The 18,440-nt window shown below is 72.7% G+C and carries 17 protein-coding genes; 10 read left to right on the top strand and 7 right to left on the bottom strand.

Annotated features, from left to right (window positions below; translation table 11 throughout):
• Nucleotides 1–51: 51 nt before the first annotated feature.
• Entirely contained in the window at nucleotides 52–765 is a 714-nt protein-coding gene (locus tag GA0070624_RS32770; protein WP_091347430.1) for a hypothetical protein, read from the bottom strand.
• Nucleotides 766–889: 124 nt separating this feature from the next.
• Entirely contained in the window at nucleotides 890–1,393 is a 504-nt protein-coding gene (locus tag GA0070624_RS32765; protein WP_218105352.1) for a GNAT family N-acetyltransferase, read from the bottom strand.
• Nucleotides 1,394–1,442: 49 nt separating this feature from the next.
• Here GA0070624_RS32765 and GA0070624_RS32760 point away from each other — a divergent pair, with 49 nt between their 5' ends.
• Nucleotides 1,443–2,021: a TetR/AcrR family transcriptional regulator gene (locus tag GA0070624_RS32760; RefSeq protein ID WP_091347426.1), complete on the top strand. Its 579-nt coding sequence runs from the start codon at nucleotides 1,443–1,445 to the stop codon at nucleotides 2,019–2,021.
• 11 nt (nucleotides 2,022–2,032) lie between these two features.
• Here the strand turns inward: GA0070624_RS32760 and GA0070624_RS32755 are convergent, their stop codons facing one another.
• The 5 genes from GA0070624_RS32755 to GA0070624_RS32735 all read right to left on the bottom strand — a co-directional run bounded on the left by GA0070624_RS32755 (nucleotide 2,033) and on the right by GA0070624_RS32735 (nucleotide 8,873).
• Nucleotides 2,033–2,212, bottom strand: a complete 180-nt coding sequence (locus GA0070624_RS32755) for a DUF6104 family protein (protein ID WP_091347424.1) — start codon at nucleotides 2,210–2,212, stop codon at nucleotides 2,033–2,035.
• 89 nt (nucleotides 2,213–2,301) lie between these two features.
• A complete protein-coding gene (locus GA0070624_RS32750) occupies nucleotides 2,302–6,027 on the bottom strand; it encodes a multifunctional oxoglutarate decarboxylase/oxoglutarate dehydrogenase thiamine pyrophosphate-binding subunit/dihydrolipoyllysine-residue succinyltransferase subunit (protein ID WP_091347421.1) in 3,726 nt (1,241 codons plus the stop codon).
• A gap of 258 nt (nucleotides 6,028–6,285) precedes the next feature.
• The gene (locus GA0070624_RS32745) at nucleotides 6,286–7,119 is read right to left on the bottom strand and encodes an ABC transporter permease subunit (RefSeq protein WP_091347419.1); all 834 of its coding nucleotides are present in this window, start codon (nucleotides 7,117–7,119) and stop codon (nucleotides 6,286–6,288) included.
• Nucleotides 7,116–8,054 carry an ABC transporter ATP-binding protein gene (locus GA0070624_RS32740; protein WP_091347417.1) on the bottom strand — a complete coding sequence of 313 codons (939 nt, stop codon included), beginning with the start codon at nucleotides 8,052–8,054 and terminating at the stop codon, nucleotides 7,116–7,118. Before GA0070624_RS32740 ends, GA0070624_RS32745 begins: the two co-directional genes overlap by 4 nt.
• A 162-nt stretch (nucleotides 8,055–8,216) precedes the next feature.
• The gene (locus GA0070624_RS32735) at nucleotides 8,217–8,873 is read right to left on the bottom strand and encodes a hypothetical protein (protein WP_091347415.1); all 657 of its coding nucleotides are present in this window, start codon (nucleotides 8,871–8,873) and stop codon (nucleotides 8,217–8,219) included.
• A gap of 215 nt (nucleotides 8,874–9,088) precedes the next feature.
• Here GA0070624_RS32735 and GA0070624_RS32730 point away from each other — a divergent pair, with 215 nt between their 5' ends.
• The 9 genes from GA0070624_RS32730 to GA0070624_RS32690 all read left to right on the top strand — a co-directional run bounded on the left by GA0070624_RS32730 (nucleotide 9,089) and on the right by GA0070624_RS32690 (nucleotide 18,342).
• Nucleotides 9,089–9,868 (top strand): GNAT family N-acetyltransferase, encoded by a 780-nt coding sequence (locus GA0070624_RS32730; protein WP_091347413.1) that lies wholly within the window; start codon nucleotides 9,089–9,091, stop codon nucleotides 9,866–9,868.
• A complete protein-coding gene (locus GA0070624_RS32725) occupies nucleotides 9,865–10,806 on the top strand; it encodes a lysophospholipid acyltransferase family protein (RefSeq protein WP_091347411.1) in 942 nt (313 codons plus the stop codon). Before GA0070624_RS32730 ends, GA0070624_RS32725 begins: the two co-directional genes overlap by 4 nt.
• Nucleotides 10,807–10,912: 106 nt before the next feature.
• Nucleotides 10,913–11,746: a DUF4097 family beta strand repeat-containing protein gene (locus GA0070624_RS32720; protein WP_091347410.1), complete on the top strand. Its 834-nt coding sequence runs from the start codon at nucleotides 10,913–10,915 to the stop codon at nucleotides 11,744–11,746.
• On the top strand, nucleotides 11,743–12,360 hold the full coding sequence (locus tag GA0070624_RS32715) for a PadR family transcriptional regulator (RefSeq protein WP_091347408.1): 618 nt from the start codon (nucleotides 11,743–11,745) through the stop codon (nucleotides 12,358–12,360). The genes GA0070624_RS32720 and GA0070624_RS32715 overlap by 4 nt, the downstream gene beginning before the upstream one ends.
• 95 nt (nucleotides 12,361–12,455) lie before the next feature.
• Nucleotides 12,456–13,157, top strand: a complete 702-nt coding sequence (locus GA0070624_RS32710) for a response regulator transcription factor (RefSeq protein ID WP_073834697.1) — start codon at nucleotides 12,456–12,458, stop codon at nucleotides 13,155–13,157.
• Nucleotides 13,154–14,707, top strand: coding sequence for a sensor histidine kinase (locus GA0070624_RS32705; RefSeq protein ID WP_091347407.1), 1,554 nt, complete (start codon nucleotides 13,154–13,156; stop codon nucleotides 14,705–14,707). Before GA0070624_RS32710 ends, GA0070624_RS32705 begins: the two co-directional genes overlap by 4 nt.
• A gap of 62 nt (nucleotides 14,708–14,769) precedes the next feature.
• Nucleotides 14,770–16,311, top strand: a complete 1,542-nt coding sequence (locus GA0070624_RS32700; protein WP_091347405.1) for a S1C family serine protease — start codon at nucleotides 14,770–14,772, stop codon at nucleotides 16,309–16,311.
• Nucleotides 16,312–16,475: 164 nt separating this feature from the next.
• Nucleotides 16,476–17,147 carry a BON domain-containing protein gene (locus GA0070624_RS32695; RefSeq protein ID WP_091347403.1) on the top strand — a complete coding sequence of 224 codons (672 nt, stop codon included), beginning with the start codon at nucleotides 16,476–16,478 and terminating at the stop codon, nucleotides 17,145–17,147.
• Between the two features lie 136 nt (nucleotides 17,148–17,283).
• A complete protein-coding gene (locus GA0070624_RS32690) occupies nucleotides 17,284–18,342 on the top strand; it encodes a glycosyltransferase family 4 protein (protein ID WP_091350330.1) in 1,059 nt (352 codons plus the stop codon).
• The last annotated feature ends 98 nt before the right edge of the window (nucleotides 18,343–18,440 follow it).

The raw sequence follows: 18,440 nt of genomic DNA, 5'->3' as shown, positions 1-18,440 counted from the left end.
CCTAGGAGATCGCGGCGCCCCTCGCCCGGGTCCTTGTGCCCGGGCCGTTGCTCACGAATTCGCCGTCACGGGCGGCCCGGACGCGGCGGTGGAGCCCAGGTCATGCCCCGGCTCGTCCGGCGGGCTGGACGCCCGGAACAGCTCGTAGCTCTTGGCCAGCCATGCGGCGCCGAAGGCGAACACCGCGAGCGTCTCGCACCACAACAGCGGCTTGAGCGTGTCGCGCAGGTCGTCGGGGAGCGCGTTGCTCGCCAGGGCGAGCCCGATCGCGGCGAGGATGAGCCAGCCGCAGGTGCGGTAGAACCGGTTGCCGGGTCGCGCCGGTCGGCCGGCCCGGTCGGTCCCGGTGAAGATGAACAGGCAGAAGACGGCGAGGAGGACGAACAGGGCCGCGGCGGAGACCTGGTGCACCAGCCCGACCATTCGGTCGCTGGCGCTGGTCGTGCCCGGGGCGTCCGTCGTGGTGGGGAAGAGCGCCACCGCGATCGCCAGCAGGCCCGCGATCGTGCTCAGGATGTCGTCCGGTCGCCGGTACCGGTAGCTGAGGAGGAACACCCCGATGGCGCACAGGCTGCCGACGAAGACATCCCGCATCTCGGTGTGGTAGTAGCCGCTGAGCGAGTCGAGCAGCGTGGGCCGGCGGGCGACGATCAGGTGACCGACCATCAGCACGATCGGCAGTGCGATGCCGACGGATCCGATGCCGAGTCGGAGGCGGCGGACCGTCACGGCGTCCTGCGGCGGCTTGCGGGCTTCGGGGTTCATTCCGCCTCCCTGGCGTCGGGCGGCGTGGGGTCCGGCGCGTCCTCGTCGGACCCTGGACGCTGCTCTCCAGTGGACGCGACGGAGAGGCGTCGCGTCAATCGCTCGGGGCCGTCCACCAGGGTCGTCACGCCTCCGCCGGTTCCAGGTCCCGTTCGTACACCTGGCCGGTCAGGGCCACGCCGAAGCTGTGGTGTGGCTCCTCCCGGACCAGGCGGAAGCCCCGGGAGAGATAGATCTGACGGGCAGCGACCAGCGGGTGATTGGTCCAGAGCCGGATTCGGGCGTACCCCGCCCGCCGGGCGAAGGCCAGGCACTCGTCGACCAGTTGGCCGCCGAGGCGCCGTCCCCGGGCCGACGGGGCGATCAACAGGATCCGGAGCTGGGCCGTGCGCTCGTCCGCGGCGACGCAGAAGACGCAGCCGACCCGTTCCCCGTCGACCTCGGCGATCCACGCGGCCTCCCGCGCCGGGTCGTGTTCGGCGGCGTAGTCGGCGACGATCCGTGCCACGAGCGCCTCGAAGCTCGTGTCCCAGCCGAACTCGGCCGCGTACACCTCGCCGTGGGCCATCACCACCCAGCCGAGGTCACCCGGACGACCGAGCGGACGAATTACGGCCTCTGCGCTCATCGACATCCCTCCACCACTGAAACAGTCGTTTCAGTGGCAGAGTAGCGCTGTGACGCAGCACGATCGACCCCCGAGCGCCCGCCGCGACGAACTCCTCGAGCGGGCCTACCAGTACGCGCTGGAGCACGGACTCGCGCAGCTGTCGTTGCGCCCGCTCGCCGCGGCCATCGGGTCCAGCCCCCGCGTCCTGCTCTTTCTCTTCGGCTCCAAGGACGAGCTGATCCGTGCCCTGCTCGCGCGGGCCCGAGCCGACGAACTGACCGCGCTGCGGCGGGCCCGGGACGCGGGGGGCTCCGAGGACCTCGTCGCCACGATCCGGACCACCTGGAGATGGCTCGTGGATCCGGCGCACCGACCGATGCTGATCCTCTGGCTCCAGGCGTACGCCCGTTCGCTGAGCGAGCCGGACGGGCCGTGGGCGGGCTTCGCCCGGCAGACGGTCGAGGACTGGCTCGGGCTGCTGGCCGCGCTGCCCGGCGGCGGCCATGGTGGCGACGCGACGCGCGACGCCCTCGGCCTGGCGCTGCTGCGCGGTGCCCTCCTCGACCTGCTGGCCACCGGTGACGTCGAGCGCACGACGGCGGTGGTCGAACGCTGTGTGCGCCTCGTCGAGGCAGGGGAGCGCTGACCTGCGGGCGGCTACTCCTCGTCCTCGTCGTCCAGCCGGGCGAGCCAGGTGGCGAAGCGCTCGATCGGGGTTTCGAACTCCGGGTTCAGGTCGACGAAGTCGCGCAGGCGCTCGCCGAGCCACTCCATGCTGACCTGCTCGTCACCCCGGCGCTCGACCAGTTCCTCGATGCCGCGGTCGGTGAAGTACATGCTCTGTCCTCTCGGATGGTCCGCCCACGAAACCGGGGCAGAGCCGTCGTGCTGACGGTCTCTGCCCCGGCCTCGGCGGTGCGGTCGGGTTACGGGCGGGGGAGGGCCGCCTCGATCAGCGCGGCCTGCTCGACGTCGTGCATCTTGGCCGAGCCCACCGAAGGGGCGGCGGCGGCCGGGCGGGAGATGCGGCGGAGCCGGATCTCGCTCAGGTGCTCCAGCAGGTTGAGCGCCACGAAGGACCAGGCCCCCTGGTTGGCCGGCTCCTCCTGCACCCAGGCGAAGTCCTCGGCGTTCGGGTACAGCGCCAGCGCGGCCCGGATCTCCTCGACCGGCAGCGGGTAGAGCTGCTCCATCCGGATGATCGCGGTGTCGGTGACGCCCCGCTCGGCCCGGGCCTGGAACAGGTCGTAGTAGACCTTGCCCGAGCAGAGCAGCACCCGCTTCACCTGCTCCGGCGCCGGGGCACCCGTGTCCCGAAGCACCGGCTGGAAGGTGCCGGTGGTGAAGTCCTCGACCGGGGAGACGCAGAGCTTGTGCCGCAGCAGCGACTTCGGCGTGAACACCACCAGCGGCTTGCGCTTCGGCGAGAGGGCCTGGCGACGCAGCAGGTGGAAGTAGTTCGCCGGGGTGGTCGGGATGGCCACCCGCATGTTGTCCTCGGCGCAGAGCTGGAGGAACCGCTCGGGGCGGCCGGAGGTGTGGTCCGGGCCCTGGCCCTCGTGGCCGTGCGGCAGCAGCAGCGTGACCGCGGAGCGCTGGCCCCACTTCACCTCGCCGGAGGAGATGAACTCGTCGATCACCGACTGGGCGCCGTTGACGAAGTCGCCGAACTGGGCCTCCCAGCAGACCAGCGCGTTGACGTTCTCCACCGAGTAGCCGTACTCGAAGCCCATCGCGGCGTACTCGCTGAGCAGCGAGTCGTGCACGAAGAAGCGGGACCGCTCGCCGTCGCCGGTGAGCGACTTCAGTGGCAGGTAGTCGTCGCCGGTCTTGGCGTCCACCACCGACGCGTGCCGCTGGACGAAGGTGCCCCGGCGGGAGTCCTGCCCGGCGAGCCGGACGGTGACGCCGTCGTGCAGCAGCGCGCCGAAGGCGATGATCTCGCCGAAGCCCCAGTCGATGTTGCCCTCGACGGACATCTTGGCCCGCCGGTCGAGCAGCTGCTGGATCCGCTTGTGCGGGGTGAAGCCCTCCGGCAGGTTGACGTGCGCCTCGCCGATCGCCTTGACGACGGCGGCGTCGGTCGCGGTCTCGACCTGCGGCTCCGGTTCCACCAGACGGGGCGAGCGGCTGAGGTGACGCGGCGTGCTGGCCGCGTCCCGGGTGGCCTTGAAGACCCGCTCCAGCTGCGCCTGGTAGTCGCGCAGCAGCTCCTCCGCGTCCTCCACGGTGATGTCACCCCGCCCGATGAGCTCCTCGGTGTAGAGCTTCCGGACCGAGCGCTTCGAGTCGATGATCCGGTACATCTGCGGGTTGGACATCGACGGGTCGTCGCCCTCGTTGTGTCCGCGCCGGCGGTAGCAGACCATGTCGATCACGACGTCCTTGTTGAACGCCTGCCGGTACTCGAAGGACAGCCGGGCCACCCGGACGACCGCCTCGGGGTCGTCGCCGTTCACGTGGAAGATCGGCGCCTGGATCATCCGGGCCACGTCGGTGCTGTAGAGGCTGGACCGGCTGTACTCCGGGGCGGTGGTGAAGCCGACCTGGTTGTTGACCACCACGTGCACGGTGCCGCCGGTGCGGTAGCCGCGCAGCTGGGACAGGTTGAGCGTCTCGGCGACCACGCCCTGGCCGGCGAAGGCGGCGTCACCGTGCACCGCCAGCGGCAGCACGGTGTAGCCCTCCAGCTTGAGGTCGATCCGGTCCTGCTTGGCCCGGACGATGCCCTCCAGCACCGGGTCCACGGCCTCCAGGTGCGACGGGTTGGCCACCACCGACACCTTGACCGCGTGCTGGCCGTCCGGGGTGGTGAACTTGCCGTTCTGGCCGAGGTGGTACTTCACGTCGCCCGAGCCCTGCGTCGAGCGCGGGTCGAGGTGCCCCTCGAACTCGGAGAAGATCTTCTCGTACGGCTTGCCGACAATGTTGGCCAGCACGTTGAGCCGGCCCCGGTGGGCCATGCCGATGACGACCTCGTCAAGCCCCCCCTCGGCGGAGGACTCCAGCACCTCGCCGAGCAGCGGGATCAGCGACTCGCCGCCCTCCAGCGAGAAGCGCTTCTGCCCGACGTACTTGGTCTGCAGGAAGGTCTCGAACGCCTCGGCGGCGTTGAGCCGGTTGAGCACGTGCTTCTGCTCGTCGGCGGTGGGCTTCTCGTACTTGCGCTCGACCCGCTCCTGGAGCCAGCGCCGCTCCTCCGGGTCCTGGATGTGCATGTACTCGATGCCGACGCGGCGGCAGTACGAGTCGCGCAGCACGCCCAGGATCTCCCGCAGCTTCATCCGCTGCCTGCCGGCGAAGCCGTTGACCGGGAAGACCCGGTCCAGGTCCCAGAGGGTCAGGCCGTGCTGGAGCACGTCCAGGTCCGGGTGCCTGCGGATCTTGAACTCCAGCGGGTCGGTGTCGGCCATCAGGTGGCCGCGGACCCGGTACGCGTGGATCAGCTCGTGCACCCGGGCGGTCTTGTTGATCTGGCCCTCGGAGTCGACCGCGACGTCCCGCATCCAGCGCACCGGCTCGTACGGGATGCGCAGCGAGGTGAAGACGTCGTCGTAGAAGCCGCGCTCGCCCAGGAGCAGCTCGTGCATGACCTTGAGGAACTCGCCGGACTGCGCGCCCTGGATGATCCGGTGGTCGTACGTGCTGGTCAGGGTGATGACCTTGCTGACCGCCAGCTCGGCGAGGGTCGCCTCGGACATGCCCTGGTACGGCGCCGGGTACTCCATCGCGCCGACGCCGATGATCGCGCTCTGCCCCTGCATCAGCCGGGGGATCGAGTGAACCGTGCCGATGCCGCCCGGGTTGGTCAGCGAGATGGTGGTGCCGGCGTAGTCCTCCATGGTCAGCTCGTTGCGGCGGGCGCGCCGGACCACGTCCTCGTACGCCTGCCAGAACTGCCGGAAGTCCATCTGCTCGCAGGCCTTGATGGACGGCACCACCAGGTTGCGCGACCCGTCCGGCTTGGTCAGGTCGATCGCGATGCCCAGGTTGACGTGCTCGGGGCGGACCACCGCCGGCTTGCCGTCGACCTCGGCGAAGGAGTTGTTCATCTCCGGGTGCTCGACCAGCGCCCGGACCATCGCGTACCCGATCAGGTGGGTGAAGCTGACCTTGCCGCCCCGCCCGCGGGCGAGGTGGTTGTTGATCACGATGCGGTTGTCGACGAGCAGCTTGGCCGGGACCGAGCGCACGCTGGTCGCGGTCGGGACGCTCAGCGAGGCGTCCATGTTCTGCACGATCTTGGCGGCGACGCCACGCAGCGGAGTGGTGCTCGCGCCAGCCGGCGCCGGGGCCTTGACGGCGGGCTTCGTCGGGGCGGCCTTCGCGGCCGGCGCGGGCTTGGCGGCGGCCGGCTTGGCGGGCGCGGGCTTCGCGGGGGCCGGCTTGGCGGCGGCCGGCTGCTGGGCGACCGCAGCGGCCGGCTCCTGCTGCCCGGCGGGCTCCGGCCTGGCGGCCGGCTGCGCCTTCGGCTCGGCGGGGCGCGGCGTGGCGGCGCCCGGCGCGGGCCGGTAGTCGGCGAAGAAGTCGTGCCAGGCCGAGTCGACGCTCGAGGGGTCGGCGAGGTAGCGCTGGTACATCTCCTCGACGATCCACTCGTTCGGGCCGAAACCCGCCAGTGGGTTCTCCTGCGAAGTCTGCTGGGTCGACACGGCCGGTAATCGCCTCTTTCACGCGGGTTCGTATGTCACGCGGTGTCCGCCGTGCCGGAATAAGGGCGCACGGGAGACGGCTCCCAGGCTACGCCGTACGGATGGCGCAGGCATTCTCGCCTCCGCCTGGTGGTCCGTTTCACAAAAGATGCCAGAAGTTCGGCAAACGCGGCGTGTCCCGTCGGCTCCTGTGGGACGACGAACGGCCCCGGGCCGGTGACGTCCGGTCACCGGCCCGGGGCCGCTCAAGGGTCGCGCTCAGGCGATGTCGCGCCGCCGCATGATCATCGTGCCGACCGCGCCGGTCACCGCCGCATACCCGATGAGCACCGCGGCGCCCACCCACTGGGGCGGGCTGCCGGGCAGTTCCGTCCCGCTGATCATCAGGGACGAGGCGGTGGACGGAACGATCACCGCCAGCTTGCTGATCCAGTCCCAGCCCAGCCACTGCTGGAGCAGGAAGAAGACCAGGTTCGCCGCGGTCGTGCCGACCAGGTAGAGCACCACCGCCGTGATGGTCGCGCCGATCTGACTGCGGATCAGCACGCCGAAGCCGACGCCGAAGATGCCCCAGAGCACGTACGCGAGCAGGTTGAGCAGGATCGCCCGGGTCACGTCCCACGACCCGAGGTGGGCGTCCCAGCCCTGGACACCGAAGTAGATGAGCGTCGCCGGCACGGTCAGCAGGGTGGTGACCAGCCAGAGCAGCGCGCCGAACAGCGCCGCCGTGACCAGCTTCGCGAGGACCACCAGCGTGCGCCGCGGCGTGGTGAGGAAGGTGGTGGTCGCGGTCTGGTGGTAGAACTCGTTGGTCACCACGAGGATGCCGAGCAGCAGCACGAAGAGCAGCCCGAAGTACTGCCCCGAGGTGAACAGGTTCGCCGCCTGGTAGACCTCGTTCGCGGTCGCCCGGATCTGCTCGGCCTGGTCCGCCGGTACGCCCTCCAGATCCTGTCCGCCACTCAGGCTGAAGTTCGCGTTCACCGCGTTCACCAGGAACGCCAGCGCCAGGGTGACCAGCGCGCCGATGCCGAAGAGCCACCAGGTGTTGGTCGTACGGATCTTGAGCAGCTCGGATCGGACCAGGTTCATCGGATGTCCGCCTTTCCGGCCGTCAGTTCAAGGAAGACCCGTTCCAGGTCGGGCCGTTCCGTGGTCAGCTCGTGCAGCTCCACCTTGGCGGCGAGGGCGATCCGGCCGACGGTCGGGGCGTCCACCCCGCCGACCAGCAGCGTGCCGTGCTCGGCGGTGTCCACGGTGGCCGCCTGCTCGCGCAGCGCGGCGACCAGCTCGTCCGCCTGCGGGGTGCGGACCCGCACCCGGGAGCCGTGGGCCATCGAGCCGATCACCTGGTCGACCGGCCCCTGTTGGACCAGCCGGCCGGCCGCGATGATCACCACGTCGTCGGCCAGCAGCTGCATCTCCGACAGCAGGTGGCTGGAGACCAGCACGGTCCGGCCCTCGGCGGCCAGCCCCTTGAGGAAGCCGCGCATCCACCGGATGCCCTCCGGGTCGAGGCCGTTCGCCGGCTCGTCGAGGATCAGCACCTGCGGATTGCCGAGCATCGCGGCGGCGATGCCGAGTCGCTGCTTCATGCCCAGCGAGTAGCCCTTGAACTTGCGCCTCGCCGCCGGGGTGAGCCCGACCAGCGCGAGCGCCTCGTCGGCCCGCCGGCGGGGCAGGCCCGCCGCCGCGCAGATCACCCGCAGGTGGTTGAGGCCGGTGCGGCCCTTGTGCGCGCTGGACGCCTCCAGCACCGCGCCGACCGAGCGCAGCGGGGCGGTCAGATCGGCGTACCGGTGGCCGCCGATGGTCGCCGCACCGGCGGTCGGGGTCACCAGGTTGAGCAGCATGCGCAGGGTGGTCGTCTTGCCGGCGCCGTTGGGGCCGAGGAAGCCGGTCACCCGCCCCGGCTCGACGGTGAAGGACAGATTGTCGACCGCCCGGACGTTCTTGTACTGCTTGGTCAGTCCGGACACCACGATCTGGCCGGTCCCGGCGCTGGGGCTCCACTGCCCGTCGGACATCGTTCTCCTCTCCTGCCGCGGCACGGGGACGCGCCGGTGGGGACGCCGTTGCGGAGGCGCCGACGGACAGCGTGGCAAGGCCGGGCAAGCCGGTCAATCAGGCGAGGTCCGTAGGCGCGCCTCCGCCTCGGGCAGGAGGTGATCATCCGCAGGGATGAGGGATCAGCCCGGCGGCAGCGCGATCCAGGTCGCCCGGGCGTAGCCGAGCAGGTCCCCGGTCGGGCCGTAGAGGCTGGAGTGGACCAGCGCCTTGCGACCCTCGGCGCCCACCATCGCGCCGGTCACCACGCACTCGTCGCCCGGCTTCGGCAGCGCCGCGACCACCGTGGCGATCCGGCCGAGGACGTACGGGCGGCCGGGGGCGATCACCGCCCAGCCGCCGGGGCAGTCCAGCGCGGCCCAGACCGTCGCCGGCACCACCCGCTCCGGCGCCCGGAATGGCGCCCCGGTCCGCCCGTCCGGCAGCCGGCCGGGGAAGATCCGCAGCCCCTGCGGGTTCTCCGGGCCGCAGACGTAGCAGCCGGGGAAGGGGTGGTCGACCAGTCCGGGGTACGCCTTCGCGGCGGCCTCGGCCGTCGGCCGGTCCACCGGCGGGACCACAGCGGTGAACGGCTCGACCCCGCGTACCTGGGCCACGACCTGTCCCTCGGGATCGCGGATCTCCCCATCGACGGCGGCGAGCGGGGTCTCCAACGGCGGCGGCTTACGCAGGGTCACCTCGACCGGGCCGCGGTCGCCGAGCGCCGCCGCGAACACCCCGGCGCTCCAGCCGCCGTTGCCCGAGCCGGGCGGTCCGTTGAAGCGCGACTCGATGATCATCTACGTCCTCCGAGGCGTGGTCCGGCCCCGGCCGCGTCGCCGGGTCCGCCCCGGCAGCCTCGCACGTCGGTCCGCGGTGTCGGCACCTGGCCGGTGCCGGCCGGCGGGCGATGCGGGGCAGGTGGAGCGCGGGGCCCCGGCCGCCGGCCGCCGTTCACCGGATCGACACCCCGCGCCCCCGCAGCCGGCAACCCGGGGCACCTACACAGATACCCATGGCCGTTCTGCACGCCGCTGGCGCACCCCTGACGACCAGCGGATACACCCTGCTGATCGCCGACGACCCCACCCTGGTCGCGGCCGCTCAACGTCTGCGCCACGAGGTGTTCGCCACCGAACTCGGGGCGACGCTGCACCCGGGCGCCGCCGGACTGGACACCGACGGCTTCGACGCCCACTGCGACCACCTGATCGTCCGGGAGGAGCGCACCGGCGAGGTGGTCGGCACCTACCGGCTGCTACCGCCCGGGCGTACCGATCGCCGGTACGCCGAGGGCGAGTTCGACCTGACCGCGCTCGATCCGCTCCGCGACGACCTGGTGGAGGCCGGGCGGTCCTGCGTGCACCCGGACCACCGTTCCGGCGCGGTGATCAACCTGATGTGGGTCGGCATCACCCGCTACCTGCACCTGCGCGGGTCGCGCTGGCTCGGCGGCTGCGCCTCGGTGCCGGTGGCCGACGGCGGGACCGCCGCGGCCGAGGTCTGGGCACAGGTCACCGCCCGGCACCTGGCCCCGCCGCCGCTGCGGGTCCGCCCGCTGCGCCCGTGGTTCGCCGAGGTGCCGGCGGCCGCCGACCCGGGCACCCTCCCGTCGGCCGAGCGCCGCGCGCTGGTCCCGCCGCTGCTGCGCGGGTACCTGCGGCTCGGCGCCTGGGTCTGCGGCGAGCCGGCGTACGACCCGGACTTCGGGGTGGCCGACTTCTACGTGCTCTTCTCGCTGGACCGGATGAACCCCCGCTACCTGCGGCACTTCCTCGGCGGTGAGCAGCGGTGAGCGGCGGCGACCTCTGGCGGCCCGCCTCCGGCTGCGGTCCGGACTGCCTGCCGGTGCCCGCCGAGCCCGCGGTGCCGGCCCTGCGGCGGGCGGGTCGGCTGGTGGCCGTACTCAGCATGCTCGTCGTCGGGGTCGGTCTGGCCGCGCTGGTGCCGGTGCTGCCCCCGCGGGAGCGGGACGCCGCGGTGCGCGGCTGGGCTCGCGGGACGCTCCGGGCGCTGGGCGTGCGGCTGGTGATCCGGGGTCGGCTGCCGCGCCGGCGTGCCCTGTTGGTCGCCAACCACCTCTCCTGGCTGGACGTGCTGGCGGTGCTGGCGGTCGCGCCGGCCCGGATGCTGGCCAAGCGCGAGGTGCGCGGCTGGCCGCTGGTCGGCCTGCTGGCCGCCGCGGCGGGCACGGTCTTCGTCGACCGGTCGCGGCCGCGGGACCTGCCGGCCACGGTGGGCCGGGTCGCCGCCGCGCTGCGCGCCGGTCACCCGGTCGCCGTCTTTCCGGAGGGTACGACGTGGTGCGGCGAGGCGGCGGACTGCCGGCCCGGCCGGGGGTTCCGGCCGGCCATGTTCCAGGCGGCGATCGACGCGGGGGCGCCGGTGGTGCCGCTGCGGATCGGTTACCGGTACGCCGGCACCGACTCCGACACGACGGCGGCCGCCTTCGTCGGCGACGAGACCCTGTGGGAGTCGGTGCGCCGCGTGCTCGCCGCCCGGGATCTGACGGCCCGGATCGCGGTCGCCTCGGCGCTGCATCCGGGGGCCGGCGCCGATCGTCGGCCGCTCGCGCGGGTCGCCGAGTCGGCGGTCCACCTGCTCCCGGCGGGGCCGCGCCGGGTGCCGGCCAGCGTCGGCGTGCGGTCCGTGCCGGTGGCCGGTGCGCCGGCGCGGCCCGTCGCGCTGCCCCCCTGGCGGGCCGAGGGGGAGGAGCTTCGTCGGGCCGCCTGACGGATCGGCGACACGCGACAGTCTTGTTCAGTCGCGATGTATCGCGTTATGCTCTCCCCGTTGCTCGACGTGCCGTGGGCCGGCGCGTCGCCGAGGGGAGGACATCATGGCCAGCTGGACGGTCGACAGCCCGCAACGGCTCACCCTGGAGGGGCCGGTCACCCGGCTCGACGTACGGCTGATCACCGGGCGGCTCAACGTGGTCGGCACCGACGGCCCGGCCCGGGTCGACGTCACCCGGGTGAGCCGGCGGCCGGTCATCGTGGAGCACCGGGACGGGCGCCTGCAGGTCGGCCACGAGCGGCACCCCCGATGGCCGGGGTTCCTCTGGTGGCTCGGCCAGCTCGGCCGCCGGTTCCGGGCCGAGGTCTCCATCGCCGTCCCGGCCGACGTGCTGGCCGACCTGCGCCTGATCGACGGCTCGCTGGTCACCTCCGGACTGCGCCGGGACACCCGGGTCGACGTCACCTCCGGGCAGATCACCCTGATGGGGCTGCGCGGCCGGACCGCCGCGAAGATCATCTCTGGTCCGGTGGAGGCGCTCGGGGTGGCCGGCGACCTGACCCTGGAGGCGGTCTCCGGCGAGGTGATCCTGGCCGAGAGCGCGGCCGACCGGGTGCAGGCGCACACCGTCTCCGGGGCGATCACCTGCGATCTGGACAACCCCCGGCGCAGCGAGATCCGGCTCAGCGCCATCTCCGGCAGCATCACCGTGCGGGTTCGCGAGGACAGTGACCTCGCCGTCCACCTGCACACCACCTCCGGCCGGATCACCAGCGGCTTCCCGCAGGTACGCGGCGACGCCGGGCTCGCTGCGGTCAAGGACAGCCACGGCGTTCTGGGCGCGGGCGAGGGTAAGCTCTGGGCGTCCGCGACCTCGGGCAGCATCGCGCTGCTCGCCCGCCCGGTCGACGACGAGGACGAGGAGGAGCTGCCGTGACCGCCGTGTTCAGTCACGGGCGGCTCCGGCTCTACCTGCTCAAGCTCCTCGACGACGGCCCGAAGCACGGCTACGAGCTGATCCGGCTGCTGGAGGACCGCTTCCTCGGCCTGTACGCGCCGAGCGCCGGCACCATCTACCCCCGGCTGCAACGGCTGGAGGCCGAGGGGCTGGTCACCCACACCGCCGCCGGCGGCCGCAAGGTGTACGAGATCACCGAGGCGGGCCGGGCCGAGCTGCGGCAGCGCGCCGACGAGCTGGCCACCCTGGAATCCGACATCAGCGCCTCCGTCGAGGACCTCTCCGCACTGGCCGGTGAGATCCAGACCGAGGTACGCGGCTCGGTGCGCGACCTCAAGCGCGAGCTGCGCGAGGCGGCCCGGCAGACCCGACGGACCCGGTGGGAGCCGCCGCCGCCCACCCGGCCGCGCGCCAACGGTGCCCCGCGGAGCGCGGAGTCGCCCCTGCTCGCCGAGTTCGACCAGCGGCTGGCCGAGTTCACCGTCGAGGTCGGCGCGCTGGTCCGGGCCGGCCGCCTCAGCGACACCCAGTTGCGTACCGCGATCCGGGTGCTGGACGGGGCGCTCGACGGGCTGCGCCGACTGCTCCGCTGACGCCGGCGCCCCGGGAGGGGCCGACGACCAGGCTCACAGGTTGTTTCCAGGAACCGCCCAGCGGAGCCGCAGCCACAGCGCGGATGATGGGCCTCATGGTGGCTACCCAGACCGAGGCGCGACTGCTCGTCGTCGAGGACGATCCCAACATCCTCGAACTGCTCTCCGCGAGCCTGCGCTTCGCGGGCTTCGACGTGGCCACCGCGACCAGCGGCAGCGCGGCGCTGAACGCCGCCAAGGACCACCGGCCGGATCTGGTGGTGCTCGACGTGATGCTGCCCGACCTGGACGGCTTCGAGGTCATCCGGATGCTCCGCGAGGGCGGTACGCGTACCCCGGTGGTGTTCCTGACCGCCCGGGACGCCACCGACGACAAGATCCGCGGGCTGACCCTGGGCGGCGACGACTACGTCACCAAGCCGTTCAGCCTGGAGGAGCTGACCGCCCGGATCCGGGCCGTGCTGCGGCGTACCGCGACGGGCGAGCAGGCGCCGTCCCGGCTCACCTTCGCCGACCTGGAGCTGGACGAGGAGACCCACGAGGTGCACCGGGCCGGTCAGCGGGTGCAGCTCTCGCCGACGGAGTTCAAGCTCCTGCGTTACCTGATGTTGAACGCCAACCGGGTGCTCTCCAAGGCGCAGATCCTCGACCACGTCTGGAACTACGACTTCCGGGGCGACGACAACATCGTCGAGTCCTACATCTCCTACCTGCGGCGCAAGGTCGACAACACCGAACCCCGGCTGATCCACACCCTGCGCGGGGTCGGCTACGTGCTGCGCAAGCCGGCAGCGTGAATCCCGTCCAACAGGTGAAGGGGCGGCTGCGCAGCGTCCCGCTCCGGATCAAGCTGGTCGCCTCGGTCCTGGCGCTGGTCGCCGCCGCGCTGGTCGTGATCAGCCTGCTGACGGCCTTCTTCCTGCGCAGCTATCTGATCGGACAGGTGGACGGAGAGCTGCAGTCGGCGAGCGGGTCGATCGGCAAGGTACTGCCTGATCTGGAGGCGGGTCGGGCCCGGGCGACGGTGCCCACCGACTACTTCGTCGCGCTGGCCGACCCCGAGCAGACGCGGATCCTCTTTTACGACCCGAACCTGGCCGCGGACGACCTTCCGCCGATCCCGGCAGACCTGACGGGCTTTCGTGACCGCGAGGGCCAGCCCTTCAGCGTCCGCGCCGTGGACCGCGGTGGACGGTGGCGGATGCTCTACCGCGAGCTGCCGGACGGCCGAGTGCTGGCCATCGGGCAGCACCTCACCGACGTCGACCTGGCGGTCAAGCAGCTTGTCTGGATCGACCTGCTGGTCGGCGGGGCGGTGCTGATCCTGCTCGCGTCGGTCGGTGCGGCGATCGTGCGTACCAGCCTCAAGCCACTGGTGGAGATCGAGCGCACAGCGGCCGCGATCGCCGGCGGCGACCTGACCCGGCGGGTGCCCGATCCGGAGGAGGGGCGCGCCTGCCCCACCTCCGAGCTGGGCCGGTTGTCCCGGGCGCTGAACGCGATGCTCACCCAGATCGAGGCGGCGTTCACCGCCCGGGCCACCTCCGAGGCAGCGGCGCGCAGCGCCGAGGTCAGCGCGCGCGACGCGGCCGCGTCGGCGCAGGCGTCCGAGGCCCGGGCCAAGCGGTCCGAGGAGCGGATGCGGCAGTTCGTCGCGGACGCCTCGCACGAGCTGCGCACGCCGCTGACCACGATTCGGGGCTTCGCCGAGCTCTACCGGCAGGGCGCGGCCCGCGCCCCGGAGCAGACCGCCGGCCTGCTCCGCCGGATCGAGGACGAGGCGGCCCGGATGGGGTTGCTGGTGGAGGACCTGCTGCTGCTCGCCCGGTTGGACCGGGAACGGCCGTTGGCGCTGGCGCCGGTGGAGCTGCCGGTGCTGGCCGGCGACGCGGTGCAGGCGGCCCGGGCGGTCGCCCCGGAGCGCAGGATCGAGCTGGAGATCGAGCCGGGCGCCGGCCAACTGGTGGTGCACGGCGACGACGCCCGGCTCCGGCAGGTGATCGGCAACCTGATGACCAACGCGCTCACCCACACCCCGCCGGACGCCTCGGTGACCCTGCGGCTGCGTGCCGAGCCGGGCAACCTGGCCGTGGTGGAGGTGGCGGACACCGGTCCCGGGTTGACCCCGGAGCAGGCCGAGCGGGTCTTCGAGCGGTTCTACCGGGCGGACCCGGCGCGGACCCGGCGGGCCGGCGGGGTCATCAGCACGGGGCTGGGGCTGGCCATCGTCGCGGCGCTGGTGACGGCCCACCACGGCACCGTGGAGGTCGCCGAGACCCCCGGCGGCGGGGCCACCTTCCGGGTCCGGCTGCCGCTGCTGCCCGAGACGCCGAGCGAGACCGAGTGACTTTCAGCCAACTTCCAGGCGGGTTCCAGGCCGATCGCAGTGCCAGGGGAGAAGGTGGATCCATGACCGAGTACGAGACCGACCCGCAGCGGTCGCCGGCTGCGGCCGACGCCGAGCCCACCGCCGAGCTGCCCCCCGCCCAGCGCGGGCAGTCCGACACCGCTCCCGACACCCCGGCCGCCGCGCCGGCTCCGGCCGATTCCCCGGCGGCCGGAGCCCTCGCCGCTCCGGACACCACGCCCACCGCCCCCGACGCGGGCCGCGCCGACGCGCCGGCTCCCGGCACCCACCCCGCCGGGCCGTACGCACCGCAGACGGTCACCCCGTCCGCCCCGCCGTACCCCGGGTCGGGGCAGCCGCAGCCGGGCGGGCAGCACCCGGGCGCCCCCTGGTACGCCGGGCCGCAGCAGACCGGCTGGACCGCCGGGGCACACCAGGGCGGGACGGCCTACCAGCCGCACCCCGGCGGGGCGGTCCCGCCGTACCAGGGGTACCAGCCGCACCACGCCGGCCAGCCGGTCCCGCCGTGGGCCCAGGCGCCGGCCGCGCGCCCTGGCCGGGCGGCCAAGTTCGTCGGCGCGGGCGCCCTGGTGCTGGCGCTGATGTTCGGCTCCGGCGTGGCCGGCGGCGCGCTCGCCCTCGCTGTCGACGGCGGCTCGGGCGGTGTCACCCGCACCTACTCGGCGGCCCCCGTGCTCAACAGCGCGGACCTGCCCAAGATTGCCGCGTCCGTCCAGGACAGCGTCGTCTCGATCATCACGGACAACGGTGAGGGCTCCGGGGTGATCCTCAGCGCCGACGGTTTCGTGCTGACCAACAACCACGTGGTGGCCTCCGCCAGCGGCGACACGGTCAGGGTGGTCTTCGCCGACGGCAAGAGCGCCCAGGCGAAGATCGTCGGGACCGATCCCAAGACCGACCTGGCGGTGGTCAAGGCCAGCGGGGTGAGCGGCCTCAAGGCGGCGAAGTTCGGCGACAGCGACGCCATGCAGGTCGGCGACCAGGTGCTCGCCCTGGGCAGCCCGCTCGGCCTCCAGGGCTCGGTCACGGCCGGCATCCTCAGCGCCCGGGACCGCACCATCCAGGCCGGCGAGGGTGGCCAGCAGCAGGACCCGCGGCAGGGCGCCAGCTCGATCTCCGGCCTGCTCCAGACCGACGCGCCGATCAACCCCGGCAACTCCGGCGGCGCCCTGGTCAACACCCGGGGCGAGGTGATCGGCATCAACACCGCGATCGCCACCGCCGGGCAGGGCAGCAACGGCAACATCGGCGTCGGCTTCGCCATCCCGAGCAACAAGGCCAAGGACGTCGCCGAGAAGCTCCAGCGCGGCGAGAAGGTGAGCCACCCCTCCCTCGGGGTCAGCGTCAACGCCGCCGAGGACGGCGGGGCGCTGATCGCCGCGGTCACCCCGGGCAGCCCCGCCGAGAAGGCGGGACTCCAGCGGGGTGACGTGATCACCAGGTTCGGTGACAAGGTGATCAACGACTCCAACGACCTGGTGGGGGCCGTCCAGTCCGGCAAGGTGGGCGACCGGGTCGAGGTGCAGTTCAAGCGGAACGGTTCGACCGAGACGGCAACCGTGACGCTGGCCGAGACGTCATAACAGACACGGACCTGCCTCCTCCCAGGCGGCGGGCGACGGAGCCAAGGGGGTTGGTTCCGGCGCCCGCCGCCTTCTTCCGTTCCGGGCTCACCCTCAGCGGGTGAGCCCGGCTCACCCGCTCCGGCGGCACCCTCGATGCAGGAAACTCACGGGGAGGGGACGTCATGACCACCGCAGCCGCCGTCCGCACCGATCAGGAAATCCAGCGCGACGTGCTGGACGAGCTCGTCTGGGACCCCCAGGTGCAGCCGAACGAGATCGGCGTGACCGTCTCCGACGGCGTGGTCACGCTGACCGGATGGGTGGACCTGTACGCCCGCAAGTGGGCCGCGGAGAAATGCGCGCACCGGGTAGGCGGGGTCCGGGCGGTCGCCAGCGACATCGAGGTGCGTTTGCCGGCCGCCGAGGAGCGCACCGACGCGGAGATCGCGATCGCGGCCAGCCGGGCGCTGGAATGGGACAGCTTCGTGCCGGCCGAGCGGTTGGACGTCACCGTCGCCAACGGTTGGGTGATGCTCCGCGGCGAGGTGGAGTACGGCTTCCAGCGGCGTACCGCCGAACGGGAGCTGCGCCGGCTGCGGGGCGTACGCGGGATCACCAACCTGGTGGAGGTCCGCCCGCCGGCCCCGTCCAGTGCCGAGCAGACCCGCCGTGAGCTGCAACGGGCGCTGATCCGGCGGACCGGCACCGAACGGATCGACATCCAGGTGAGCGGGGACACGGTGGTGCTCCGCGGGGTGGTCCGCTCCTGGTGGCAGCGGAACGAGGCGGAGCGCGCCGCCTGGGCGACCCCGGGCGTGTGCGAGGTGCACGACCAGCTCGTCGTGGCCGGGTGAGCACCGCCCGTCGTTTACCGCCGAAGGCGCCGGGAAAGCGCCGCGGAGCACAGTCACCGGGCACCAGCGGGGAGGACTCGTGGCCGTGAACTACCTGCCGTCGGATCGAGCGCGGGAAGGGCCGCTCCGGATCGCGATGGTGGTGCCACCGTGGCTCCCGGTGCCGCCGGCCGGATACGGCGGCCTGGAGCACCTGGTGGCCGGGCTGGTGGACGCCCTGGTCCGGCAGGGCCACGCCGTGACCCTCTTCGGTGCTGGTCACGACCACGGGACCGCCGCCGACTTCGTCTCCACCGAGCCCGACCTCCAGTACGAACGCCTCGGCGAGTCGTTGCCCGAACTGGCCCACGTGGCCCGGATCCAGCACCTGGTGACCGCCGCCGACTTCGACGTCATCCATGACCACACCACCATCGGCCCGTTGGTCGCCGGCCGGCGGGCGGTGCCCACCGTGGCCACCGTGCACGGCAACCCGGTGGGGGAGTACGGCGACGTGCTCAGCGACACCGACCACGGGGTCGGCCTGGTGGCCATCTCGCATGCCCAACGCCGCCTGAACCCGCAGCTGCCCTGGGTCGGCACCGTGCACAACGCGATGCCGTTGGAGGGCATCCCCCGCAAGACGAGGCCCACTCCCGGGCCGGTGCTCTGGCTGGCCCGATTCAGCCCGGACAAGGGCCCCGACGTCGCCATCCGGGCCTGCCGGGCGGCCGGCCTGCCGCTGATCATGGCCGGCAAGTGCAACGAGCCCGCCGAGCGCCGCTACTTCGAGCAGGTCGTCGAGCCGATGCTGGACGAGGACGTGACCCTGGTGCTGAACGCCGGCCGGGACGCGGCACTGCGACTGCTCCTGGACGCCCGCTGTCTGATCATGCCGGTCCAATGGGACGAGCCGTTCGGCATGGTGATGGTGGAGGCGATGGCGACCGGTACGCCGGTGGTGGCGCTGCGCCGCGGCGCGGTTCCGGAACTGGTCCGTCAAGGGGTGACCGGGCTGATCTGCGACAGCGTCGACGAGCTGCCGGCCGCGCTGCGCGAGTCGACTCGGCTGGACCCGGCCGACTGCGTGGCGCACGTCGGGGAGGACTTCTCCGCCGAGCGGATGGCCAGCGGCTACGCGGAGGTGTTCCGGCGCTTCCTCACCGGCGCCGGCCAGGCGGGCGTGCGGGAGACGGTCCGGGCCGCGGCCCGCTGACGGTTCAGCTACCCACGGCGGCCGGCTCGCGCCGGCCGCTTCGAGCGTGCGTTGCCGATCGCGGAGCGCGACGGCCCATGTCGCAGGGGTGACGGTGG

The organism is Micromonospora rhizosphaerae (assembly GCF_900091465.1).
GTDB lineage: Bacteria > Actinomycetota > Actinomycetes > Mycobacteriales > Micromonosporaceae > Micromonospora > Micromonospora rhizosphaerae.
This window is presented reverse-complemented; position numbering and strand designations above follow the sequence as displayed.